The sequence below is a fragment of the Ekhidna sp. genome, from assembly GCF_965227465.1.
Lineage (GTDB): Bacteria > Bacteroidota > Bacteroidia > Cytophagales > Cyclobacteriaceae > Ekhidna.
The window spans coordinates 3,701,663-3,725,371 of the sequence record NZ_OZ245746.1; the positions used below are offsets into that span (position 1 = coordinate 3,701,663).

Annotated in this window: 27 protein-coding genes; 12 read left to right on the forward strand and 15 right to left on the reverse strand. The window is 40.5% G+C overall.

The window, feature by feature from the left end:
* Nucleotide 1: 1 nt before the first annotated feature.
* The 5 genes from ACO05G_RS16260 to ACO05G_RS16280 all read right to left on the reverse strand — a co-directional run bounded on the left by ACO05G_RS16260 (nt 2) and on the right by ACO05G_RS16280 (nt 4,861).
* Nucleotides 2–991: a hypothetical protein gene (locus tag ACO05G_RS16260; RefSeq protein WP_421763697.1), complete on the reverse strand. Its 990-nt coding sequence runs from the start codon at nt 989–991 to the stop codon at nt 2–4.
* 138 nt (nt 992–1,129) lie between these two features.
* On the reverse strand, nt 1,130–1,852 hold the full coding sequence (locus tag ACO05G_RS16265; protein ID WP_421763698.1) for a DsbA family protein: 723 nt from the start codon (nt 1,850–1,852) through the stop codon (nt 1,130–1,132).
* Between the two features lie 243 nt (nt 1,853–2,095).
* Nucleotides 2,096–2,986 (reverse strand): hypothetical protein, encoded by an 891-nt coding sequence (locus ACO05G_RS16270; protein ID WP_421763699.1) that lies wholly within the window; start codon nt 2,984–2,986, stop codon nt 2,096–2,098.
* 5 nt (nt 2,987–2,991) lie between these two features.
* Complete coding sequence (locus tag ACO05G_RS16275; RefSeq protein WP_421763700.1) at nt 2,992–4,155, reverse strand: alpha/beta hydrolase family protein; 1,164 nt, start codon at nt 4,153–4,155, stop codon at nt 2,992–2,994.
* 121 nt (nt 4,156–4,276) lie between these two features.
* Nucleotides 4,277–4,861, reverse strand: coding sequence for a helix-turn-helix domain-containing protein (locus ACO05G_RS16280; RefSeq protein ID WP_421763701.1), 585 nt, complete (start codon nt 4,859–4,861; stop codon nt 4,277–4,279).
* 704 nt (nt 4,862–5,565) lie between these two features.
* On the opposite strand from ACO05G_RS16280, the gene ACO05G_RS16285 reads away from it, so the two are divergent.
* The 4 genes from ACO05G_RS16285 (at nt 5,566) to ACO05G_RS16300 (ending at nt 9,562) form a co-directional block, all read left to right on the forward strand.
* Nucleotides 5,566–5,886, forward strand: coding sequence for a PadR family transcriptional regulator (locus tag ACO05G_RS16285; RefSeq protein WP_421763702.1), 321 nt, complete (start codon nt 5,566–5,568; stop codon nt 5,884–5,886).
* Nucleotides 5,887–5,915: 29 nt separating this feature from the next.
* Nucleotides 5,916–8,528 carry an ABC transporter permease gene (locus ACO05G_RS16290; protein WP_421763703.1) on the forward strand — a complete coding sequence of 871 codons (2,613 nt, stop codon included), beginning with the start codon at nt 5,916–5,918 and terminating at the stop codon, nt 8,526–8,528.
* A gap of 94 nt (nt 8,529–8,622) precedes the next feature.
* Entirely contained in the window at nt 8,623–9,189 is a 567-nt protein-coding gene (locus tag ACO05G_RS16295; protein ID WP_421763704.1) for an RNA polymerase sigma factor, read from the forward strand.
* Entirely contained in the window at nt 9,176–9,562 is a 387-nt protein-coding gene (locus tag ACO05G_RS16300; protein ID WP_421763705.1) for a DUF6768 family protein, read from the forward strand. Before ACO05G_RS16295 ends, ACO05G_RS16300 begins: the two co-directional genes overlap by 14 nt.
* On the opposite strand, the gene ACO05G_RS16305 is transcribed toward ACO05G_RS16300, so the two are convergent.
* Nucleotides 9,555–10,067, reverse strand: coding sequence for a DUF350 domain-containing protein (locus ACO05G_RS16305; RefSeq protein WP_348282962.1), 513 nt, complete (start codon nt 10,065–10,067; stop codon nt 9,555–9,557). The genes ACO05G_RS16300 and ACO05G_RS16305 overlap by 8 nt on opposite strands.
* Complete coding sequence (locus ACO05G_RS16310; RefSeq protein WP_421763706.1) at nt 10,057–10,854, reverse strand: hypothetical protein; 798 nt, start codon at nt 10,852–10,854, stop codon at nt 10,057–10,059. The genes ACO05G_RS16305 and ACO05G_RS16310 overlap by 11 nt, the downstream gene beginning before the upstream one ends.
* Before the next feature lie 81 nt (nt 10,855–10,935).
* Between ACO05G_RS16310 and ACO05G_RS16315 the strand changes: the two genes are divergently transcribed.
* Genes ACO05G_RS16315 through ACO05G_RS16325 form a run of 3 tightly spaced genes read left to right on the forward strand, consistent with a single transcriptional unit; the run spans nt 10,936 to nt 12,406 of the window.
* Nucleotides 10,936–11,394 carry a BLUF domain-containing protein gene (locus tag ACO05G_RS16315; protein ID WP_421763707.1) on the forward strand — a complete coding sequence of 153 codons (459 nt, stop codon included), beginning with the start codon at nt 10,936–10,938 and terminating at the stop codon, nt 11,392–11,394.
* Nucleotides 11,395–11,453: 59 nt separating this feature from the next.
* Nucleotides 11,454–11,924 (forward strand): BLUF domain-containing protein, encoded by a 471-nt coding sequence (locus ACO05G_RS16320; RefSeq protein WP_421763708.1) that lies wholly within the window; start codon nt 11,454–11,456, stop codon nt 11,922–11,924.
* A gap of 32 nt (nt 11,925–11,956) precedes the next feature.
* Entirely contained in the window at nt 11,957–12,406 is a 450-nt protein-coding gene (locus ACO05G_RS16325; protein ID WP_421763709.1) for a DUF6265 family protein, read from the forward strand.
* Here ACO05G_RS16325 and ACO05G_RS16330 read toward each other — a convergent pair.
* From ACO05G_RS16330 to ACO05G_RS16360, 7 genes are read right to left on the reverse strand one after another with little or no spacing between them, the layout of a single operon-like run.
* Nucleotides 12,387–13,562 (reverse strand): MFS transporter, encoded by a 1,176-nt coding sequence (locus tag ACO05G_RS16330; RefSeq protein WP_421763710.1) that lies wholly within the window; start codon nt 13,560–13,562, stop codon nt 12,387–12,389. The genes ACO05G_RS16325 and ACO05G_RS16330 overlap by 20 nt on opposite strands.
* Nucleotides 13,559–14,569 carry a glycosyltransferase gene (locus tag ACO05G_RS16335; protein WP_421763711.1) on the reverse strand — a complete coding sequence of 337 codons (1,011 nt, stop codon included), beginning with the start codon at nt 14,567–14,569 and terminating at the stop codon, nt 13,559–13,561. Before ACO05G_RS16335 ends, ACO05G_RS16330 begins: the two co-directional genes overlap by 4 nt.
* Nucleotides 14,570–15,274 carry a glycosyltransferase gene (locus tag ACO05G_RS16340; RefSeq protein ID WP_421763712.1) on the reverse strand — a complete coding sequence of 235 codons (705 nt, stop codon included), beginning with the start codon at nt 15,272–15,274 and terminating at the stop codon, nt 14,570–14,572. It abuts the gene before it with no gap.
* Nucleotides 15,271–15,675, reverse strand: coding sequence for a VOC family protein (locus ACO05G_RS16345; RefSeq protein WP_421763713.1), 405 nt, complete (start codon nt 15,673–15,675; stop codon nt 15,271–15,273). The genes ACO05G_RS16340 and ACO05G_RS16345 overlap by 4 nt, the downstream gene beginning before the upstream one ends.
* A 2-nt stretch (nt 15,676–15,677) precedes the next feature.
* On the reverse strand, nt 15,678–16,022 hold the full coding sequence (locus ACO05G_RS16350; protein ID WP_421763714.1) for a DUF4260 domain-containing protein: 345 nt from the start codon (nt 16,020–16,022) through the stop codon (nt 15,678–15,680).
* A 10-nt stretch (nt 16,023–16,032) separates the two neighbouring features.
* Nucleotides 16,033–17,298 (reverse strand): aminotransferase class V-fold PLP-dependent enzyme, encoded by a 1,266-nt coding sequence (locus ACO05G_RS16355; RefSeq protein ID WP_421763715.1) that lies wholly within the window; start codon nt 17,296–17,298, stop codon nt 16,033–16,035.
* Nucleotides 17,299–17,337: 39 nt separating this feature from the next.
* On the reverse strand, nt 17,338–17,817 hold the full coding sequence (locus ACO05G_RS16360; protein WP_421765720.1) for an SRPBCC family protein: 480 nt from the start codon (nt 17,815–17,817) through the stop codon (nt 17,338–17,340).
* An 82-nt stretch (nt 17,818–17,899) separates the two neighbouring features.
* Between ACO05G_RS16360 and ACO05G_RS16365 the strand changes: the two genes are divergently transcribed.
* Nucleotides 17,900–18,661: a hypothetical protein gene (locus ACO05G_RS16365; protein WP_421763716.1), complete on the forward strand. Its 762-nt coding sequence runs from the start codon at nt 17,900–17,902 to the stop codon at nt 18,659–18,661.
* Here the strand turns inward: ACO05G_RS16365 and ACO05G_RS16370 are convergent.
* Nucleotides 18,658–19,728, reverse strand: a complete 1,071-nt coding sequence (locus tag ACO05G_RS16370) for a DUF3089 domain-containing protein (protein WP_421763717.1) — start codon at nt 19,726–19,728, stop codon at nt 18,658–18,660. The genes ACO05G_RS16365 and ACO05G_RS16370 overlap by 4 nt on opposite strands.
* Before the next feature lie 63 nt (nt 19,729–19,791).
* Between ACO05G_RS16370 and katG the strand changes: the two genes are divergently transcribed.
* The 4 genes from katG to ACO05G_RS16390 all read left to right on the forward strand — a co-directional run bounded on the left by katG (nt 19,792) and on the right by ACO05G_RS16390 (nt 23,705).
* Nucleotides 19,792–21,993: a catalase/peroxidase HPI gene (katG, locus tag ACO05G_RS16375; RefSeq protein ID WP_421763718.1), complete on the forward strand. Its 2,202-nt coding sequence runs from the start codon at nt 19,792–19,794 to the stop codon at nt 21,991–21,993.
* Between the two features lie 57 nt (nt 21,994–22,050).
* Nucleotides 22,051–22,434, forward strand: coding sequence for an ankyrin repeat domain-containing protein (locus tag ACO05G_RS16380; RefSeq protein ID WP_421763719.1), 384 nt, complete (start codon nt 22,051–22,053; stop codon nt 22,432–22,434).
* A gap of 7 nt (nt 22,435–22,441) precedes the next feature.
* Entirely contained in the window at nt 22,442–22,957 is a 516-nt protein-coding gene (locus tag ACO05G_RS16385; protein ID WP_421763720.1) for a hypothetical protein, read from the forward strand.
* A gap of 64 nt (nt 22,958–23,021) precedes the next feature.
* The gene (locus ACO05G_RS16390; protein ID WP_421763721.1) at nt 23,022–23,705 is read left to right on the forward strand and encodes an energy transducer TonB; all 684 of its coding nucleotides are present in this window, start codon (nt 23,022–23,024) and stop codon (nt 23,703–23,705) included.
* The last annotated feature ends 4 nt before the right edge of the window (nt 23,706–23,709 follow it).

The following is a 23,709-nucleotide window of genomic DNA, read 5'->3' on the forward strand; positions in this document are numbered from 1 at the left end:
TTCAGTTTTTTCTTGCAAAGGATGTCACGATTCCAAATTTAAACCCGGTAACACTCGTGTCATCTACCCGATAAAAAGGAACCGAGATAGCGGTAAATATCCGCAGGTTGACGGTAGAGTTTCGATTGATCATCACACCGCCTCCGGCAAAAGCTCCAATGCCTGCTTCTGTTGTAGAGTAGTCTGCATCATACACTCGGTCTTTCAGCGTGGTATAACCATACTCCATCCCTCCATTTACATAAAGCGTGGTACGTTTTCGGGTCAACGGATAAGTGACTCCCAGGCTTATGTTTCCGGTTTGTAGTTTTCGTTTGCCGGAATGATGACTAATGGATAAGGTAGATGAAGGAAACAACTCAAAATCAAAATTGAACAACACCGTAGATGCATCATAGGTATATGCAAGACCAAATCCTGAAATCGTGCTTTCATTCGGAATGACTTTGCCTCCTAACATCACCCCAACAAAGTGATTCACTTTTATTTGGGCCAGCTCAACTCCCATCTGATCATACTCCGTCACCTCATCGATCTCAATATCGGTTTTCGCTGTTCTGCTGGTAAAAAAAGACCGACCCAACCGTGAAAGCAATGGATCAAGATCCTGCTCAGCAGCACCTTTTGCCATGTCATGCCATACCTGCTCGCGAGTGGCCGTTTCATAAACTCCTAATGAGATGATATAAACCCCTTGTAGGTAATGGATTTCACCCGTCATGAAATAACGTGCATCTAATTCTGTTGCTTTGGCTATCGAATTAGAAAGTAACTCTCGTCCAAGGTAGACATTTGCCCCAATGCGTTCATCCAACAAAATGGTATAGTCATGATTGTCTTCAATGTAGGATTTGATCAGTTTAGAGGTAGAGTACTGCAGCCCATTGGAAGGCTCCATATTGATTAATTCAAAGCCGGGAAAGTAAACCACTTTTTGAGCAACTCCTAGCTGAAAAATTAAGATGGTTATGAGCGAAAGAAGAATTTTCATGCGGGGCAGTATTTATTGGTTGGTGCTAAGTACTGACCAGATATGTGACCCCCTAAGGGATCTAACTAAATGTGAAAATAAAGTCTTGTGGCTTGGGGGAGGTAATGTTTTCGACTGCCTAAGTCACTTTTTCTAAAATTAGTCTTTTGCGACCTCCAGCATGGTTTTAGTGATTTGGGATTTCATTTGATCGAATGTTGCATACCCGTGAGCTACCATGAATAGTTGATCCTGATGAAGCAGAACAATGGTTGGATAGCCCTGAACACCCCACTGGCGATTCAGTGCAAATTCATTTCTGGTTTCATAGCGAACTTCTTCATCTTGAAATCGAGTTGTGAATTTTTGGTAATCAATTTCAAATTTTTCGCAGATGCTTTGATAGAATTCTATTTTACCCGGATCCTCGGAATCTACATAGAACTTTCGCTGAACCTCTTCAAAGAATTCCATTTCGCTATCCCCAACCAATGGTCGGGCAGCCACTACCCCCCTACAAGCAGGCTCTGTATCGTAATTGAAATCTTCCAGCTCCATCAATTTATATCCAAACGGTTGACCACTCATCTCATTGACATGCCCCCAGTGTTCTTTAAGAAAATCTTTCATTTTATCATCCCAGGCATCTCCTCCTCCGGGGCGTAACCCGCCTACTACTACTCGATAGCCTACTTCCTTGTCTCGATAATAATCTCGAAGCTTGATGAGGTCGGGTGAAATGCCCCAGCACCATGAACACATAGGATCTCCAACATAAATGATTTCTGTTTTCTCAGTCAGCTTTTTCTGACCAATCGACTGAAGGTCTTCAAAGCTTGATGGCGTGCAAATGCCCGTTTCAGGATCGCAATACGGATTCATATTCTGCGTGTTTGAGTAGCAAACAATTTCCGAATAGTTAAGGTTCTGACTTATTTTATCTCCATTTATGAAACATATCGTTTATTATTACGTCTCCATTTAAGTAACTAATAAAAATCAACCCCATGAAAGGAACACATCTGGGAGAATTTCAAGAGATCGTCATGCTGAGTATCCTCATACTAATGACCAGATATCTGAATTTATATTTGCCTGCTTTATAATGCTACTTCTGATTTCAGCTCAGTCCAGCATTACCTTAATTGAGTAGATATCAGCAGGGATTCCGTCTGATCCGAATTTTGCGCGAGTGAAATACAGTCTTCCTCCAGGTCCCGGTTTGGCACTGTATTCATATAATTCAGTGCTGAGTTCTTTTCCCAGACAGACGGGTGCTTGCCAGTCTCCATCCTCAAAGTAGCTGATATAAACATCACCTGCACCAATGCCTCCTTCACGATCTGTAGGCGTAAATATCAAAAAGCGCTCATCCGGATCAATGTAACAGTGTGAATCTGGCCCATCGGTGTTTATGTTGTCATTGAGCTTGTACGGTTCTTGAAAGACCCCATTCTCCCACTTACTCACATATATGTCCGTCTCAACTCCCCGTTTGTACCTGACAAAATACAGATTACCACTTTTGGCTACATAGGGATGTCCTTCGTTGAACTCGTCCGAGTTAATCACATCCGGCATTCGTTTGGCTTCACTCCATGACCCGTCCTCCGCTTTTGATGAATACCAGATATCGCTATCATAGTCAAACCCTCTATCACCAGGCCTATTCGACCCAAAGTAGATCCTGTTTCCATCTGGAGAGAAAGAAGATCCCCTATCAAAGAAATCACCGGAGAAAGGAGCCAAAACAGGTTCTGACCAATTTCCATCTACCTTGTATGAAAAGTAGATTCTCCGATCAAAATGAGGCAAATCAGATCCGGAACGAGTGAATGTCAAAAGATTACCGTCCGGAGAAAAGGAAAGGTATTCATCCCAGGTAGTTTCTAAAGAAACGATCCCAGGAAGGTAAACCTCTGCTTTTCCAACTACTTCCTGACTTAGCCCCTGAAACATAAATGTCACAAGGACGAAGAATAGCTTGGATCGTGCATCAGCTTTATTAAAGTTCATCTTTATCAGTTTTTAAATTCTCCAAGTTCATTTAATCTTTCTGAGCCAGGGCCTTCTCCTTTGATAACCGAAAGACCTTTCAGATCGTCGAAAAAATAATAGTCAAAAAAGCTTTTTGTCAAAGTTATTGTACCTAATACAACGTCTTTTCCTTCTTCGGAACTCCTTCTTCTTACAACTCGCGAATCATCAACTCCTATCACATGAGCAAAAAGGCCAAAATTTTGAAAATCAAAATGAGACGCACGATGAAAGCCAACGTCATAAACGGGTGTTTCTAGTGATTCGACTATAGTGAGGTCTTTGTCATGAGCTTTCGTATATAAGTTTAATAGTGGTACCTGCATCGTATTGGCATTGATATCAAGCGAATCAAGGAAATTTTGAGATCTCGGGTTATTTATCGTGCCATCCAGGGAGGCTACTGCTTTAACATCTGAATTTCTGCACGCCAGCAATGCTGCAACAGCTCCTCCAAAACTGTGGCCAATGGCTCCTATCCGCTCTTTGTCAATATAGTCCTTCTTTCTGTAAGTGTTTAATGCAAATAATGCATCCAAATACAAGCCTTCAAGTCCTTTGCTATTGTAGTTCACATATTTATTTTCAAGGCTGTTTCCCAGGCATGGAATCACAACCACGATGTAACCATGACTAGCGAGGTACTCCCAAAGCACTGAATTTTCCATTTGATGATCGTCTAATCCCAGATTATAAATCAGCATAGGGAACGTACCTTCATTTACAGGGATTTCAGAATATGCCATGGTCTCCATTCTAAATAATACTCTCATGAGTGAGTCGGAGCGAGGGCCGAACTGTCCCTGAAGATTTATGTCTCTCAACCCTAGCACTGCATTGTAATTCGCAAACTGTGGATTAGAAGGATATAGACGTATTTGATCTTCGAAACTCATTTGTAAGCTCGAGTTTTGCTTCGTTCCCGGATAATACACTTTGACCCTGATGGGTCTTCCTTTCAATGCATGCGGTAAAGAATCTGATGATGGGAACATTCGGGTTGTGTCAACCAAAAATTCTGCTTTGAACCCAACATCGTATTTACCAGGTATTAAATTCAACCAAAGAGGTGAGGTTGATTTTTGAGCACTTGATATGTGTGCAAATAGCATCCCCAGGATGCAAGTGAGTTTTATTAATTCTTTCATTAGTCTTACCAGCCATTATTTAATCAGGCTTCATTTAGTCCTAGGTAAAACTATCGCCGGGATACACGGATTTAGACTCTCAAAAGCACACACAAGTCTCATTTTTAATTTTTGAGACAAATCAGGACTTATTGATATTGCTTCTATGATACTGATTAGGTGTGACACCTTCCAGCTGTTTAAAGACCCTGAAAAATGAAGCTTTGGAATTGAATCCTGCTTCCCGGGCTAAACTAAAAAGATCGTACTTCTGATTCTCAGCTTGAGAGACCATCCGTTTGAATGCATTCACACGAAGTGTATTGATCATTTCATTAAAATTGGAATACCCATTCTCTGAAAGAAAGGCTTTTAGTGTGGCTCTCGGAATGTTACTATCCTTCAGAAACATTTCCACATTCAAATTGGGATTGGTGTAAAAATCGGATGCCTTTAAAAGGCGATGAAGCTCTAAGAATTCTACATCATTATCCATTCGTTTTTCCTCAATAGCTGCTGAAATAAACAAGCGCTTCATCCACGAAACTTCGGTCAAAGAGTAAAAAATGAAGAACATGCAGGGAATCATGAATAGATACCTGAACGAGAACAAATAGGCAGGAAAAACATAGTTATAGTTTAAATCTGTAAGTGTCGGGAGCTGATAATGATAATTAAATGAAAGCGGAAGAAGAAATAATGTGCTGGCTATTAAATAAAGATACATTGAATAGTAAAAGCGTTTAAATCGACCGACCAAATGCGATTTTAATTGCCTGTTCAAATCATATTTTATAATCTTTTTACATTTCCAGTGATAAAAAATCATGATCGCAATGAGGATCAATTCATGGTAAATAACCTCACTAAAGGAATCGGATGGCCAGCCAAGGATTGCTATTCTGATCGGTCGAATTATAAGATATGCGACTATTGGAACGAATAAGTGAATCAATAATTCCTTGTTCCTTTCCTTAGTTAATGAACGCAGGTAGACATAAAGGATTGGTGGAAATAAGAACAAATGAGGCCCGCCAAAGATCATGGAGAACATGGTTCCTTGTATCGGTTCCCAATAGGCAATCTTCACAATTGAGATGGCAAACAAAAAACAAATGATCCCAAGTATGCGATTTTGTAGCTTCTTTTGGTAAAAGTTGATCAAGGACACGAAGCATATCTGAACCAGTATGCAGAGGTAGATTCCCGTATATAATTGTCCCGGATTCATATTCAGGTGTTTAAAATAAATTCTCTTTTGTTAACAATCTGCGATACAAATAACATTAAACCATTCTAAGCCTAACAAAACAAATCCTTTACAAGGATATGGTTAGCTACTTTAATCTTACAATTAAATTTTTTCTCCATTTAAGTAACATATATGTTATTATTACGTCTCCATTTAAGTAACTAATAAAAATCAACCCCATGAAAGGAACACATCTGGGAGAATTTCAAGAGATCGTAATGCTGAGTATCCTCATACTCGAAAAGAACGCTTACGGTGTGACAATCCAAGAAGAAATAGATCGACGAATGGGTCGATCAATAAGTAGAGGAGCTTTACATACCGCACTGACCCGGCTGGAAGAAAAAGGATTTATTACTTCCGGATATGGAGAGCCTACCTCTGAGCGAGGTGGTAGACGCAAACGATTTTACGAAGTAACCAAAAAGGGACTAGCCACATTACAGGAGGCTAAACAGTTACGAGAAGGTATGTGGGGCCTCATTCCAAAACTCACCTAATCAATCAAAAGGACTGCAACCCAAATAGTATGAAACATCCGGAGATACCATCATTCGCCTATCGACTCTTCAAGTGGTTTTGCAAAGACCCTCTTTTTGAAGAGCTGGAAGGGGATCTTGAAGAGACTTTTCTTAGAAATAAGGAAAAGTATGGATTAAACAAAGCTCGCAGGATTTACACTCGGGAAGTCCTAAAAATGATTCGTCCTTCTGTGATGAGTAAACCAACCTCCGGACCGGGATATCAGACAGCTTTGCTAGGAAGTTACGTCACCATTTCATTGAGAAATCTGAAGCGCAACAAGCTGTTTTCTTTTATCAATATTTTCAGCCTTTCAGTGGCCATGTCTGCCGGGCTCCTGGTTATTGGTATGATCACGGATTTGCTCAAGTTTGATGAGTTTCACGAGCACAAGCATGAGATCTATCGGGTTATTTCATCTCCCGTTTACCAATCAAGAAAGCTGGATGTTCAAGCTTCGTCTCCTCGGTATTTAGGTCAGGAAATGATGCAACACATTTCCGGAATACAAGTAACAAACCTTGGCAGGAGAATGCAGGGAACTGCTACCGCCAATGAAAAGAATCTATTCATAAAGGGCATTTATGCCGATGAGCACTTCTTCGATTTTCTGACTTTTGAGCTAATCCAGGGCAATAAAAACACGGCCTTAAGAGAGCCCTTTTCGGTTCTGCTTTCAGAGAGCTTTGTTGAAAAAACATTCAAAGACGTAGATCCTGTGGGAGAAACAATTGAAATTGAAGGGGTGGGGACTTTAATGGTGACTGGTATTGTTGCAGATCCTCCCCAATTTTCTCACCTTCAATTTGAGGCGATTGTATCAATTAGCACCACACCTCTGCTGGCAAATCAGGGTCTTTTGGCTAAGAGTCATGATCAGTGGGAAAATCTCGACCGCTATTACAATTACATCTACATCCCTGACAATGCGCAAAAAACCAGTGTAGAGTCCTGGCTGAAATCAACCGCTCCTACCTTCTTTTACGACCAGAATAACTTCACAGCTTCTTTCGAGCTTCAACCTATTAATGAAATTGTGCCAGGACCAGATATCAGCGACTCGATTGGTCCTAAAATGATCTATTTGCCGATCATTATCTTATCTGTCATAGCAGCAGCTATTCTATTATCAGCCATCTTCAATTATACCAATTTGTCCATGGCTCGCTCGCTTCGCAGAGCTAGAGAAGTGGGCGTGAGAAAACTTAATGGAGCCAGTCGATCATCCATTTTTGGTCAATTCACAGTTGAAGCGATCATCCTTTCGCTCTTTTCATTAGGACTAGGCATTGTATTTTTTCGCTTTTTACGTGCTGGTTTTATTGGATTGCTGCCAAGGGCTGAAGAAATGGTGAGACTGGAGCTGTCAGCAGAGCTGATCGGTTTATTTGTAGTATTCGCAATCATCACGGGATTAATTGCCGGACTGAGTCCTTCATTTTTCTTTTCCAGACTTAGCTCGCTCAACGCCTTACGCTCTGGAAAGATGTTGAAAACATTGTCAGGAATCAATTTCCGAAAGGGCTTAATTGTAGCTCAATTCACTTTGAGCATCATCTTCGTCATGGCGGTGGTCATTACCAACAAGCAATACACTTACTCGCTGAATAAGGACATGGGGTTTGATAAGTCAAATATCCTGAATGTAAGTCTTCAGGGAAACGACCCTGAAATTATGCGCTCGGAGCTTTTAAAACTTCCTGAAGTATCAGAAGTATCATTCTCCTCATACATCACCGGTGTTGGGACATGGAATAACCTCCAACTGGTAGATGAGAGAAATCAAGATACTGTGTGGGTCAATGATCTGTTTGTCGATCATAGTTACTTAAACAATATGAGCATTGAATTAATATCAGGACGCAATTTCGAAGCTGGCGAGAACAAGCTTCGCGAGTCCACTATGCTTGTCAATGAGACTTTCGTCAAAAACTTTGGGCTTGGCTCTCCCGCTGAGGCATTAGGAACAGTATTTAATGTAGCGGGTGAATCCGTTGAAATTGTCGGTGTGATTCAAGATATCATTTATGCCAACCTGGAAGAGCACATCAACAGTTTTGTCCTTAGAAATGGTGATCAGTACCGATACGCCAACCTCAAAATTTCCAGTACAGATATGATTGGCACGCTTGACAAAGTGGAAGGAGTTTGGGACTCTGTAGATAAGAAACATCGACTTGAAGCCCAATTCATGGATCAGCAAATTGAGGAGTACTTTAAGTTCCTGGTTGACTTCATGAAGATTTTTGGCTTTGTCGGGTTCCTCGCTATCTCCATTAGTTCGCTCGGATTATTTGGTATGGCGCTCTATTCTACTCAAACTCGGATGAAAGAAATTGGCATTCGTAAAACCTTTGGAGCATCTGAACGCATGCTCATTTTCTTATTGTCAAAAGGGTTTTTCAAAATGGTGGCCCTGGCTGTGCTTATTGGCTCGCCAATCTGCTATTTTTTGTTTGACAAGCTGATTCTTGAACAGCAAGTTTATCGCACTGATATCACGATTGTGGAAGTTGGCGGCAGTATTCTCTTTCTAATGTCACTTTGTTTCCTGACAATCATAACCCAAACGTGGAATGCCGCCAGAACCAATCCTGCCAATGTTCTTCGTGATGAATAATTGATCTTTTTTGATCTGGATTTTCGGTATCAATCGGTAGATTGATAAAAACTCATTGAACCTTTTGCGATTTACTTCGACTAAGGGTTAGCAAATGAAAACTTCGGATCACATAATTGAAGAGTGGCTGGTGATTAATTGCCAGTCGGGAGATCGCAAAGCATTTGAGCTGTTAGTCAAACGTTGGAACCCAAAAATGCTTGGTAGAGTCTACTACACTACAAAAGATGCATCTGCTACTCCAGACATTGTTCAGGATGCGTGGATCACCATTATCAAAAAGATTAAAACCCTTCGGGATCCGAGAGCTTTTCAAGGCTGGTCTTTGCGAATTGCTACACGTATGGCCGTTGACTGGATTCGATCTAATCAGGTAAATCGTAAAAGAGAAGATATTCGAAAGACCGCACAAGCTGAATTTGCTGAACATAGTCAACGTCCGGATGAGGGAACACTTGATGCACTAAAAAGGGCAATCGACAAGTTGCCAGAAGAGCAAAAGATGGTGATACAATTATTCTATCAGGAGAACTTATCAATTCTCACTATTAGTGGGTTGCTAAAGTTACCGGTTGGAACGATAAAATCACGCCTCTTCCGAGGACGAGAATATTTAAAAGGAATGTTAGAAAATAAATTATACCAGGATGAAAAAGAATGATGAAATAGATCAGATGATCAAAGAAGCATTGTCTGAAGATGAAAAAGAGTTGTTCAACTCCTACGATGAGCAAGGTATGTTGGAAATGTTTGGAGTTTTATTTCACGGCAAAATGAGATGGCTCAATGGCTTGACCTTTGTTATTCAACTCATAATGCTCGGCTTTGCTGTATACTTTGGGTATCGATTTTTTGGAACAACCGAAACTATAGAAATGCTGCAATTTGGGGCAGGCTTCTTTACCATGATGATGGGGGTTTCTATGATCAAGATCTTCCATTTCATGGAAATGAACAAGAATGCAACCATTCGTGAAATAAAACGAATGGAATTGCAGCTTTCGATTCTGGCCAATAAGCAGACTGCTAAATAGGCGGTAACTCCGGATATGGGATAATCGCCTCTATCAACAAAATCACGCCGCTCTTTGTGAGAAGGGTGAGTGTGATTAAAATACTGCTGATAATTAACGAAACTCCCACATTGTTTTTTCTGATTTCCTCAAACTCATCAATAGGTGTGAGCTTGCTGTAAAGGAAGGTACTGATCAGTCCGATCAGCACTGTTGCCGAATAAGCAATCGTAATGTAAACGGCACCAGTAGCAATGTATTCGAATGCCAGTCTGAAGCTATCCTCCTGTTGGTTTAACAGTCGGAATGATGAAATCAGCGGCTGCACGATCCCACTTATCATAATCCCTACTGAAATAATAATTGCAGAAACGAAGATGCTAAAGGAGAGATTGTAGTCTTGAATCTTGTAGTATTTCCTTCCAACCCATTGGACAAGTTTGTAGGTCAATGCAAGGATGAATATCCCGATAGTGATTGCCGAGATGATTTCGATTATGGCTAAAAGTGCGATATTAGAGTTCATTGACAAGCGCTATTTTCCAGTAATTGATATTATTCGAATTTGGAGGGAGAATCCCTATTGGCCACCCTTTCCCGGTAGTTTCCCAAAAGTAATAGTTCTTTCCTCTATACTTTAGGTGATCGCCTGCTGCTGGGATGTTCAAAGCAATCATGGCATGTGCATATTCATTGCTAATCACAATCATGGGATCATATCCCATTTTTTCTAACAGGGTGTATATCAAAACGGCTCGAGTATCACAATCACCAAAAAGGGAATGAACAAATTCATAAGGTGATAGCAACCCCAGTGCAACATTGCCAATGCAGGGTTTCCCCTTATTGTCAACTGTCGAACACTCCTCAACTCTTACATAACTGTAGGGAATGTCCTGAACGAAAGTCACTACCAGTTCAGCTAGTTGGCTACTGCTGAGGTTTTTTTCTTTGGAGATAGAAACCAAAGAATCGGCAAGAAAATCAAGATTTTCTCTGCTTTCAGCAACAAGCCTACGATACACCTTCCCCCAAAAATTTTCATAATCCTCTATGTCATAAATAATCTCATTTCTAGCTCGACCGGCTCGTAGGCTTTCATTCTCCTCTGAGTAGTATGAGGTGCAAAAGGCCTTTGCAAATTTCGTTTCCCATTCTCTTTGATGCATACGATCATTATTTGCATTGATCACGGTGAAAACATCCTCACAAACCGGCTGATCCGATTTTGATTCATTTAGCAGGTCGATGACTCCAGATAAAAGGATGAATACCAGAATCATATAAAATATGAATCGGAAAAAAGATTTCATAGAACATAAATATCCGCAAATACTGAGACTTAAAAGGTACTTGACTTCAAAATGTCTTGGTTATTTACTTAATTTATAAAAATGATCTACTACATAATCTATACCAGCACTCCAAGCTCTCCTGTAGATCTTGAAACCGTAAATGCGATTACCAAAGAAGCTATCAAATGGAATAAAGCTCATGATGTTACCGGCATGCTTTTAAGCCTCGATGATAAGTATTTTCAATTTTTAGAAGGAGAAGAAGAGGAAGTAAAAAAGCTTTTTAATATGATTAAGAAAGATTCTCGTCATAAGGATGTTACTCTTCGAATCCAGGGGTTTTCCAATGAGCGTGTCTTTACAGAATGGTCGATGGGGTCATGGATGCTTACCAATGAGGAGCTCACAAAGCTTTCTGCTTTAGCTGATCTCAAAGAGTTCTTGCAAGATCCGGTAAATAACAACTTACAATCAAAACGCTTTATATCAATGATGAGTAATCTTTTGAACACCTGGATTGCTCACGAACCCGAACGATCTAAAAAGTTCAAAAATTAACCTTCCGGATATTTTGACATGGATTTTATATAACTTGAATAAAGACCAATCTCTCTACCATGGTTTTTTATCTCATTTATACGAGTAAGCCAAGAGTACCAATGACTCCTGAGGTGGTAGAAGACATCACAAAAGCTTCTATTCGAAACAATCTCAGAGATGACATTACAGGAATGCTACTGGCCATTGAAGGGCATTATCTCCAGTTTTTAGAGGGCAATGAAAAAAAAGTACTTGCACTTCTGGAAATAATTAAATCAGATGTCCGCCATAAGGACCTCATTGTTTGGGTAATGGGATTTCAAGAGAAAAGAATCTTCACTGAGTGGTCCATGGGATCATGGATGCTGTCAAATGACGAGCTTACAAAACTCTCAGCATTAGATGACATTTCAGGTTTTATCAAAAACCCGCAAAATGCGGACATGCAGTCCATCAAGTTTCTTTCCATGATGAACAGCCTGCTAAAAACCTGGATTGCACATGAGCCTGAAAGGTCTAAAAAATTACGTGAGGGCATGTCCAATTGATCCTGCTGTGTTCGTCATCAAGTAAATATTGTATGAAAAAGCTACTACTTATAGGTACACTTACAATCTCATCCATATTTGTTTTTGCCCAAAAGTCAGAAGTTCCTTACGCATGGCTGGCTGGGAGTTGGACTGGAGACGGTTTCGGTGGCGTTTCAGAAGAACTGTGGTCAGAACCGGCTGTAGATGGTACAATGATGGGTACTTACAGGCACTATAAGGGCGATGGCAGCCTCAATTTCTACGAGTTTATGATCATGGATTCTACCGGCCTCAGACTCAAACATTTTAATCCCGATTTGGTCGGATGGGAAACGAAAGAAGACTTTGTCCATTTCAAAGCCATTGAGTTTACCAAAGACAAGATTATTTTGAAAGGGTTGGTTTTCGAGCGAAAATCTGACACTGAAATGGAAATCCTACTAGATCTAAAAGATGGAGATAAGAAGTGGACGGAAGTGTTTAAGATGACCCGACAGTAGACTTGCGAAGCGCCAGCAGCCCAAGCGCGGGACCTAATGCCAATGGTAGCAGGATAATTCGTTCATCAAATGTTATTGCGAAATAGCTAACGAGTTGGATACTTACTATCGTAATTGCAAAACCAATACAGTTAACAATGGTCATTGCAGTTCCTTTCAGTTCGGGGGTAGCCCTAATTGCCACTAATGAGCTGAAAAGTGGTGAGTCTGCAATGACAACCATTCCCCAAAAGACCATAAAAGCTAGAAAATATGGCCTGTCAATTTCAAAAGCAAAAGGAGAAAGCAAACAACAAAGACCCGATAGAAAGAGGAAGGTTCTTGCGGTTTTTTGAGTTCCAAATTTCTCCGAAATATAACCGCCAATAAAACAAGCCAGCGCCCCGACTGCAATGATCAGAAATGACTGCAGCGAAATTACTTCACCACTATAGAAGCGTGGGTGACCATTATTTTTAATCACTAGTGGAACAAATGCCCAAAAGGCGTACAACTCCCACATATGTCCAAAGTAGCCAAAAGCTGCTGCTCGAAAAGGCCTATTTTGGAATGCCTGCTTCATTTGACCAAACTTAGGTTTTTGTCCTTTTTTGCGATAAGGACCTTCACCAACAAAGAGCTTAATAAGGAGACCACCACCAATTGCTAAACAGGAAGTCGATACTATCACCACCTTCCAGTCAAAGGAGGTATCATAACTCGCTATCAGGTGTGGTAGAGCTGTCCCCAAAACCAATGCACCCACCAAAAAACTGAGTGCTTTACCCAGCCCCTTTTCGTAATAATCTGCTGCAATCTTCATTCCTACCGGATAAATCCCGGCCAGTAAAAATCCTGTGAAAAAACGAAAAGTAAGAATCTGATAGAATGACACATCCAATACCATTAAGGAATTGAATCCAGCCCCGAAAAATGCACTGATAAAAAAAACATTCGAGGGATTAAATCGATCTGCGATGGTAAGGATAGCATACCCAAGTGTGCCCACTATGAAGCCGAACTGGACGGCTGATGTTATGTAACCGGTATCGGCTAAGCCAAGGCTTAGCTTAATGGCCAATTCGGGCATGATGGCATTCCCTGCAAACCACAGTGAGGTGCAAAAAAACTGAGCGATTACGATTATTGGTAGGATGTGTCTTGGTGTATTTTTCATGCAAAAAACCAATAATCATCAGCCGGTTGCTTTCCCCAGTTTTTAAGCTGGTGACTAATTGACTGCTTATCGTCAGGGGATGCTACCACAATTAAAATCTGAGGATTCTCGATGGAAGGAATATCTGCAAAATGCTGCATTTTTATCCCATATACGTCCTTCCCAATTTTGCGCTCATTGTCACAAACCCAATGAAACGTTGCTTCTTCCTCAAGTAATAGTTTGGCCAAATCCTTTCCATTTCGTCCTGCGCCCCACACAACGAGTGGTCGGTCCCGATCTCTGTCAATCTGATAAAAATACCTCACCTTCATTTCGAAGTAGCGGTTGTCTTTATACTCTTCCCAGGTTCTGGATATGCGATTTGAACGATCGCGCCAGTAGTGCAATACCTTATCAATGCCGTGAACTTTGAGACCTTTTTTGTAAAAGCGGAAGCATAAATCGTAATCCTCCGGATAGATTTCCGGATTAAATCCATCCACCTGATCAAAGTCCTCTTTATGAATAATCCAACAATGTGACGGGATCACACACTCCTGATAGATTTCCTGATAGTGCGTCCCATTTTTAGCGACTTCATTAAGCCACTCTTCATACCTCCGAAAACCATCTCCCACCTCTCCTTTATCAACAAAATGTTCTGTCCCACCTGCTATGATGTGTCCTTTTCCATATTTGGACCATTCTTTCACTAAAACCTCGAGTTTATCATCGGGCATGTAGTCATCAGAATCCATCCGATTTATCAATTCCCCTTTTGCAATGGCATAACCCTCTTTTAGAGCTGGAATCAACTTATGCCTCTTGCTGTGTACTACTTTTATTCGCTCGTCTTTATCAGCGTACCATTTTAGTATTTCAGGTGTTCTATCTGAGGAATGATCATTTATCGCTATTAGCTCCCAGTTTGTGTACGTCTGTCGTAAGATCGAATCAATGCACTTTGGCAGGTATGGAGCAGTGTCTTTAGCTGCCATGATAATAGATACAAGAGGCTGGTCCATCTAGGTTTTTAGGTTTTTGCCCCAGTATTTCTTGGCATAGCTGGAGACCGAAAGTCCTAAATTAAATCGAATAAGCATATTGAGGTCAAACCATGCCACATTAAAAAACCCGTAAGTCTTAAATCTACGAGCAGAAGTCTTGAGAGCTGGTCTTATAATTGTCAACTTACCTCTTTTACGAAGCGCCTTACACAAGTAAGCTGTTTCCATTAAGGGTTCTTCAGGCACTCCTCCTATTTCATCCAATACCTCTTTCTTAACAAAGACTGCCTGATCACCATAAAAAATCTTACCGAACCGATATCGAATCCTATTTAAAATTGTGACTAAGGAAAGCTTCCAATCAGGTCGTTCGAAAGCAAATTCAAATGCGCCTCCCACCACATTGTTTTGTCTCATTTTACTTTCAATCAAGTCATCAAAATGATTGGGAAGTAATGTATCTGCGTCTAAAAATATGATGAGTTCTCCGTGTGATTTCGAAACTCCATAATTTAGGCTTTCAAATTTTTTAAGCGCAAATTCCGGTTTAGAAAAAATTGTTACGTCCAGATCTTTAATACTTTCTAACGTGTCATCCCTGCTTCCTGCATCCACAATAATCAACTCCAATTCATCCCTATTGAATGATTTGTTAATCGTATGAAGGGTGGTTTTTCGTAAATACTCTTCCTCGTTGAGCGTAGGAATTATAATGGAAATCACGCCTGGCTGATCTCAAATAAATGGCCGTCGGGATCTCTGAAAAATGCCCGAATTTCAGCTCCCCAATCTTTAGGAGGAGTTAGAAATTTCGCACCTCGTTCCTTTAATGTTTCATAGCATCCCATACAGTCTTTCACCCGAATGGTAAAGGAGTGACTGACAACATTTGGCTTGGTTGGCGCCTCGAATTGCATGTCCGGTTTATCTTCGGTGGGTCCGCCGGATGTAACCAGTAAAATCCAGTTGCCCAGAAATTGAAGAACACAGGAATCTCCCCCATATTCCCGATAGATTTCTGCCCCCAGAACATGTTGATAAAAGTCTTTTGATTTGCTCATGTCAGACACTACCAAAATTGTGGTAAGTGCCATGTCTTCTGTTGGGAACTGTGACTTTGCCATAATTATAAATTTCCTAAGTGTGTATGTTTAAAGCTATCACTAAGCTTCAATCCATACCCAAAAATACGATCCATGCTCGCATGACCAAAAAGGATAATGCCTGCCAGCTGTAGTTCCGGTATTGACCACCAAAAGCCTAAAAATCCTATGATAATTGCAATCCCTTTGTGGTGAAAAAGGTTATAAGTTGTCGCACCCAATTTGGTATTTACTGCATAACCAAGCATACCTATGTCAGGAGCAAGAATCCATATTAAATATACCCACCACGCATAGTCCAGAAATGAGAATAAATAGATGGAGAGTAGGAACATAGCAAGCTCCTCAAGTTTAAGCAGGTTTTTCATAGCAAAATTGTCAAGAAATTGATTTTAAGCCATCTAGTAGTACATCCAGTTCACTTTTTAGATTATAAAGACTGGGAGTCACCCGTACCACTTCCTGATCCGGAAGGTATCGAATAACCGTAAACACTTTTGTTTTCTTGTATAGATCAGAAATTACCTTTTTGGTCTCCATTCCTTCTATCTTAAAACTGGCGATGGCACAACTTCTGGATGGATCTGAAGGAGTAGTGATAATCACTTTCGGAATATCTTTTACCTGGTTGGTCCAATAGTTCTGCAAATACCTCAATCGCTTTTCCTTTACCGGGATAGTAATTGTTTCATTAAACTCCTGAGCTTTCGGTATCGTCAGCAAGGTGGGCACTGATAAGGTCCCAAAGTGCCCTAGTTTTTTAATGTCAGTTTTGTCAATACCACTGTCGCCAAAGAGTGGATTTAAATCTTTCACCCTTGACTTATTGACATACAATAAGCCTGCACCCAGCGGATTCCCGAACCACTTATGAAGATTTACTCCAACAAAATCTGCTCCCAAGTCTTTTAGTCCAAACTCAATTTGAGCAAAGCTGTGCGCTGCATCTACAATAATATCAATCCCTTTAGGTTTGAAACGGTCTGAAATCTTTCGTACCGGTATGATTTGTCCGGTAAGGTGTATCATGTGCGTAACAAGAATTACTCTCGTTTTTGGAGTCACTGCATTCTCGTAACGAGTTAAAATTTCTTCGTCGCTCTTTGGTATCAATGGCAGTTCAATTCGCTTGATGATGATTCCTTTCTCCTTTTCCAGCATCTCGAAAGTTTCGATCATACTGAAGTAGTCCTGACCGGAAAGTATTACCTCATCGCCAGCTTTCCAATCCAGGCCTTGAATGGCAATGTTGAGCGCCTCGGTTGCATTTCTCGTGATTAACGCCTCCTCCGGATCGATTCCGGCAAAGCGGGAGAGACTTTTAGCAATAGTTTTGAATTCGTCCCCGTATTTTGTTCGAAGGTATCGGGAGCTATTGACATTAACTCGTTCAATATTTTTGATATAAGCTTCTTGAACAGGGGTTGGCTGCACACCAAAGTATCCATTCTCCAGATTGATAAAATCCTTAGGTACGTCATAAAAATCCTTTCTGAATTTCTTCCAAAATTTCTCGTCTTGGGTATTTTCGGCATTGAAATAGCCTGAATAATCGCTGAACGATGGTTTACTTGCCTGAACGTTGACAAATGGAAGGCTAGCTATTCCAACACCCAGCCCTTTTAAGACTTTTCGACGGTCCATATCTTTTGTTTTGGTGAAATCATCACCATTAAAGATAAGCTACTTACCAAACATCTCTTCAAGCGTTTTCAAGCGGTATTCGAAGATTTGTTTTAACTGCCTCTTCACAAAAAGAAGCTGGGCAATGTGTCCCAGAAAGCCAAAAGGTATTTTATAGGAGACTTTATCGGTCATCATTATGCCCTCATTATTCTCCTCAAAGTGGTGTTCGTGGTGCCACATACTGTAGGGACCAAATCGCTGTTCATCAACAAAAAACTTGTTTTCTTCTACATGAGTTATTTCTGTAACCCAATTGGTTTTTACCCAGGCTAGAGGTGAAACCTTATAAGTGATTATCTGTCCTGAAAACATTTTTTTAGGAACATCTGAAGTAATCTTGAACCCCATGTGTGCTGGTGTGATTTTAGCCAGATTCCTGGGTGATGAGAAAAATTCCCATGCGTCAGACAACCCTATAGGTAATTGTTGCATTACTGTTAATGTATAAATACCGGAATGCCTTTTGATCTCTATCATGCTCACATAACCCCCATTTTTCCAAAATGTTAAATAATCCTAAATCAATTAATGACGTTAAATAAAGATTGATATTTGAATCTTGAAAATAGTTCTTACCATACTATTTGCTTGCTTTTGCTGCTTTGCTTCTGCTCAGCGAAACTACTTCTATGGAGTAGTAAAAGATAGTGCTACCCATGAGGTCATGATCGGGGTACATATTCAAAACACGGATGCCGGTAGTTTAACATCCACGAATGAAAGAGGTGCATTCAAGATGCCTGCTATGGTTGGAGATACGCTTGTGTTATCCAGCGTAGCGCATAAGACACTTTATTGGATAGCAGATTCTACCTGGTTTAATGAAGAAGAAGTAGTATTTTTTCTACCAGTAAACACCATCTACCTTGATGAAGTAGTGGTGGGGGAATTTCCGGAATACGAGCGCTTTAAAGACCTGGTAATAAAAGAGCAACCCATGGATACCACCTTTCAAATATTTGGAGTCCCACAAGTAGCTATGGATCCGTATCCGCAACTTGAAAAAAGTCAATACCTCAATCCCGTTTTTGTCTTCTTTCACCCTGTTTCCGCCATTCATCATTCCATTAGTAAAAAAGAAAAAGAGAAACGTCAGATGCAGCAGATCCGGAAAAACAAGCACATCACTACCAAAGCTTATTTAAAATTCACCAGGGAATGGGTTGCTGAAAATACCCACCTTGAAGGGGACAAACTCACCAGTTTCATTGCCTACTGTGATTTTTCTGTTGAATATCTTGCCAGTGCTACGTTGTTTGACATTCAGCAACGAATGCTGGATTTACTCCCTCAATTTCTGGATGAATATGAAGAGGGCTAGTCAGTTTCTTTTTTTAAATATGCTTGCACACGATCTGCCACATTTTCGCGAATATTCATATAAAACAAATTGTAGTCCACGACATGGTATCGGTTCCAGTTTATTAGGAAATTCCCAAAAAATTTAGGCTTATTAATCCATAACATTCCGTCCATATTTTGGGCATCCGAAAGTCCCGGCCGGATTTTATTAAAGTTTTTTAATATCCCTCCTCTATTACTTCCCCATGAGACATATGTAGTATCCGTTTTCCAACTTAGTGGATTTACATTTAGCGCATAGACATACAAATAATCGTGACCTGGAGGGTAATAGTCCCGCGCATAGGTATTCCAGGTCAGCCAACATCCTATTTTATTCGGCTCATCGCATATCGGAATATTAGAAAATGTTCCTTTATCAAGCGGCATTCCAACGATATAAGCAGCCACCAGCTTATTCATCAAAGGTTTACTCTCAAAGAAGTCCCTGAGCAGGTTCACCGCATGATTTGTGCCTTGGCTATGAGACGCAATTATGATCGGTCGATCGTTATTCCAATTTTCTAAATAGTATTCAAATGCCTTTTTTACATCCTTATAAGCATATTCAAGTGCATCCACTTTTAGAGCTAGGTTATCTATATAATATACGCCAATGTGTGCTTGACGGTAAAGAGGAGCATATATTTTAGCTGTCCCGTTGAAAACACTGGCCTGATATTTAATTGTTGATGTTGCAATTTCCTTATTCAGTTTTTCATCGTTGACATCCGCAAACCATGGGTGTTTTTTTTCTTGTTTCTTGGAATAAATGGTTGGGTAAATAAAAAATACGTCAACTTCTGCGGTTTCCTGATATTCGGCAATCTCTCCTTTTCCTGGAACCAAATCAGCCTGATCATTCAGGTCAGGATGGGCAATCCAATATTTCATTTGATTATAGTCCGGAGCTGGAGGTACTAACTCTAGATCATCTCTGTCATACTTGGTTTTAAATTTCTTTTTCGTTTGGCTAAACACTGGAAACAGAAGAATGATAAACAGAAGTATTAGTAAATTTTTACTATAGGTTGAGCTTATAGCCATATAAAATTTATAAATTATGATAATACTAGATTTACTTAGTTAAAGTATTAAACCCTTACCAATATGACTAACCATACATCAAATAATAATGGTGACTCCAGCCAATGTCCTTTTTTAAGTGGTACACAAAAAATTGCCGCAGGTAGCGGTATTAAAAACAGAGACTGGTGGCCAAACGAATTAAAACTTAATATTCTAAGACAGCATGCTTCAAAATCAGATCCAATGGGTGAAGATTTTAATTACGCTGAGGCATTTAGTAGTGTAAATTTTTCAGAATTGAAACAAGACGTTCTCGACTTAATGACGGACTCACAAGAATGGTGGCCTGCAGATTATGGTCATTATGGAGGGTTAATGATCAGGATGGCATGGCACAGCGCGGGGACTTACCGTGTCGGCGATGGGCGTGGTGGTGCTGGAACAGGAAATCAGCGGTTTGCCCCTATCAACAGCTGGCCAGACAATGGAAATCTGGATAAAGCAAGGTTATTACTGTGGCCCATAAAAAAGAAATATGGAAATAAGGTCTCATGGGCAGACCTTATGATCCTGGCAGGAAACTGCGCATTAGAGTCAATGGGTTTCCCAACATTTGGTTTTGCTGGAGGACGTGAAGATATCTGGGAACCGGAACAGGATGTGTACTGGGGAAGTGAAACAGAGTGGGGTGCGAATGATGATAGATATGCAACCGGTGATTTAGAGGATCCTTTAGCAGCAGTAATGATGGGCTGGATTTATGTAAATCCAGAGGGCCCCAATGGTAATCCTGATCCGATGGGTTCTGCGAAAGATGTAAGAGAGACTTTTGGTCGCATGGCCATGAATGATGAAGAAACGGTGGCGCTAGTTGCCGGCGGTCATACATTTGGCAAAGCTCATGGAGCTGCAGACCCTGGCCAATATGTAGGAGCAGAGCCGCATGGTGCTCCTATTGAACAAATGAGTACCGGTTGGAAAAACACCTACAAAAGTGGTGTTTTAGAAAACACAATTACAAGTGGTATTGAAGGTGCCTGGACACCAAACCCAACTAAGTGGGATACAGATTACTTTGATGTGTTGCTAAACTACGATTGGGAACTAACCAAAAGTCCTGCAGGAGCACATCAGTGGACACCTACAGCGGAATCAAAAGCTAGGATGGCCCCAATGCCAAATGACTCGAATGGAACACAGGCATTGATGATGACCACAGCAGATATTGCTTTAAAAACGGATCCAGAATATCTTAAAATATCTAAACGTTTTCATGAAGATCATAAAGCATTTGAGGATGCATTTGCTCGGGCCTGGTATAAGCTAACTCACAGAGATATGGGCCCAATAGATCGCTATTTGGGGCCTGAAGTGCCAAGTGAGCAATTAATCTGGCAGGACCCGATTCCAAAAGTTAACTATAGCTTAAGTGATAGCGATATAGCATCTCTAAAGAAAATGATTTTAGCATCAGGTCTCTCGGTATCAGAAATGGTTAAAACCGCCTGGGCCTCTGCTTCTACCTACAGAGATTCTGACAAAAGAGGTGGAGCAAATGGTGCTCGTATCCGGTTAGAACCTCAAAGAAGTTGGAAAGTAAATAATCCGGAAGAATTAAATAACGTGCTTAATGTACTTGAAGGAATTCAGAAGGAGTTTAGTGGTGACATCTCCATGGCTGACTTGATTGTTTTAGCCGGAAATGCTGGTGTAGAGGAAGCAGCAAGAAATGCAGGTCACGATGTGTCCGTACCATTCAGTCCAGGAAGAGGAGATGCTACTCAGGAGCAAACTGATTTTGAGCAGTTCAATTACTTAAAGCCTGTCGGTGATGGTTTCAGAAACTATCAAAATGCCAATCTGGATATTGATGCTGAAGATTTACTCATAGATAAAGCCAATCTGTTATCTCTTTCTATTCCGGAAATGTCGGTTTTAGTTGGGGGCATGCGGGTAATGGGCGCAAACTTCGACGGTTCTAAACATGGTGTCTTTACAGACAATGTAGGTCATTTGACGAATGACTTCTTTAAGAATTTGGTTGATATGACGTATACATGGAGTGCAACTTCGGATGATAATAAAGTTTTTGAAGGCAAAGACAGAAGAACAGGTGCGGTTGCCTTTACCGGAACCAGAGCGGACTTAATTTTTGGCTCTAACACGGAGTTAAGGGCAGTAGCAGAGGTTTATGCTGCCGATGATGCCAGCGAGAAGTTTGTTAATGACTTTGTAGCAGCCTGGAACAAGGTTATGAATCTTGACAGGTTTGATTTACGCTAAAATTAATTGAGCATCTACACCGACAATGTGGACGCTCATTTTTTAAACATCGCACAGATGGAACATGTAAATTTTATACGAACAGGGCAGCTAGCTCCTTTACAACACTTAGTAGCTAAAAATCTGAATCTAGTTAACCTACCTGATGAAAGAGGTTTTACCCCGCTTGTGCTAGCCACGTATATAGGCCAAAAGGAGATCGCCGAATTGCTAATTGATCATGGTGCAAACGTCAATGCTCAGGACTCTGTCGGAAATACTGCGCTAATGGGTGTTAGTTTCAAAGGGTCTAAGGAGCTTGTTGAAATGCTCCTGGCAAGGGGGGCAGATATCGAATTAGCAAATAAGCAAGGGGATACGGCACTGTCATTTGCTAAGAACCACGGACATGAAGAGATCGTTGAACTTTTAGAAAATCACAGTATGTCTAAACGCGTTTAACAAACTAATGCTTCACTACATTCACGTACAAGGAAGAGAAGCACCTCAATTTTTTTTCAGAGATAAAAGTGCTCAAAATTTTAAGTCGGTGATACAGTCACTTACTGACGGATCCTCATTGGTTATCTCATCGCTTTACCGTACAGATGTATTCTACACAGCGAATGAAGATCATTCGGCAGACATTCTAAAATTATGGTCGCTGCAGGAAAAATCCTTTGAGCCATCACGCCTCACTTTGATGAGTGGTAGAGATGATGCACTGGAACTATTCTTTACCTCATTGGTATCGTTGAGTGCTGCAAGTAAGTGGTATGAATCCTACCTGGAAGAATTCAGACATGCTTGCTCAATGGATCAAAATAACCCCATATTAAAAGATTTAAAGCTTTGCGAACAATACCTGCAATCATCCAAGCAAACCATTGCTCGACCAGTGAGTGGTTCCAGTCAAGCCGGACTACTTCCAAGCAATGAAGTGTTTGAAGACTTGGTCAAACACATCAATGATTTTCTAAACTGATTTAAGGCACGATTCATGCTTTTATTTCAATCTATTGATTGAAAACCTAAAAAATGCTTGAATTATGGAACTTAAGAAGAATAAAAAGTATGAGTTAGAGTCCAAAAGACCTCTATTCTTTGGAATAGGAATGATCATTTCATTGTCGTTGACTATTCTAGCGTTTGAGTGGAAGTCGCCGATTGATCCGGTTGTTTATGAAAAACCCGTTGAAGAGGAGCCCTGGTTTGTAATGGAAGAACCAAAAATTACAAAACAGGAAATTCCGGAATTACCCAAGCCAAAAGTTAAAAAACAGGTCGTTTCCGCAGCGGCAATAATAAAAGAGGTTGAGAAATTGACACAGGTCATTAGTGAGGAACCAATAAAAAGCATTGATGATGATATTGATGACATCATTTTTGATCAACCAATGAAAGTAGACATCCCAGATGATCCTTTTATTGTAGTTGAAGATATGCCGGAGTTTCCAGGAGGAGAAAATGCGTTACTTTCATTTATTGCTAAAAACATCAAATACCCAAAGCGAGCCGCGAGAATGGGTATTGAAGGGAGGGTAACAGCCACCTTCATCATTGACAGAGATGGCGCTATTACCGATATAAAAATAATACGAGGAATAGGTGCCGGCTGTGATGAAGAAGCAATTAGGGTTTTGAAACTACTGCCAAAATTTTCACCCGGAAAGCAACGTGGTGTACCTGTCAAGGTTCAAATGCAACTGCCTGTAAATTTTAAGCTTAATTGAGATT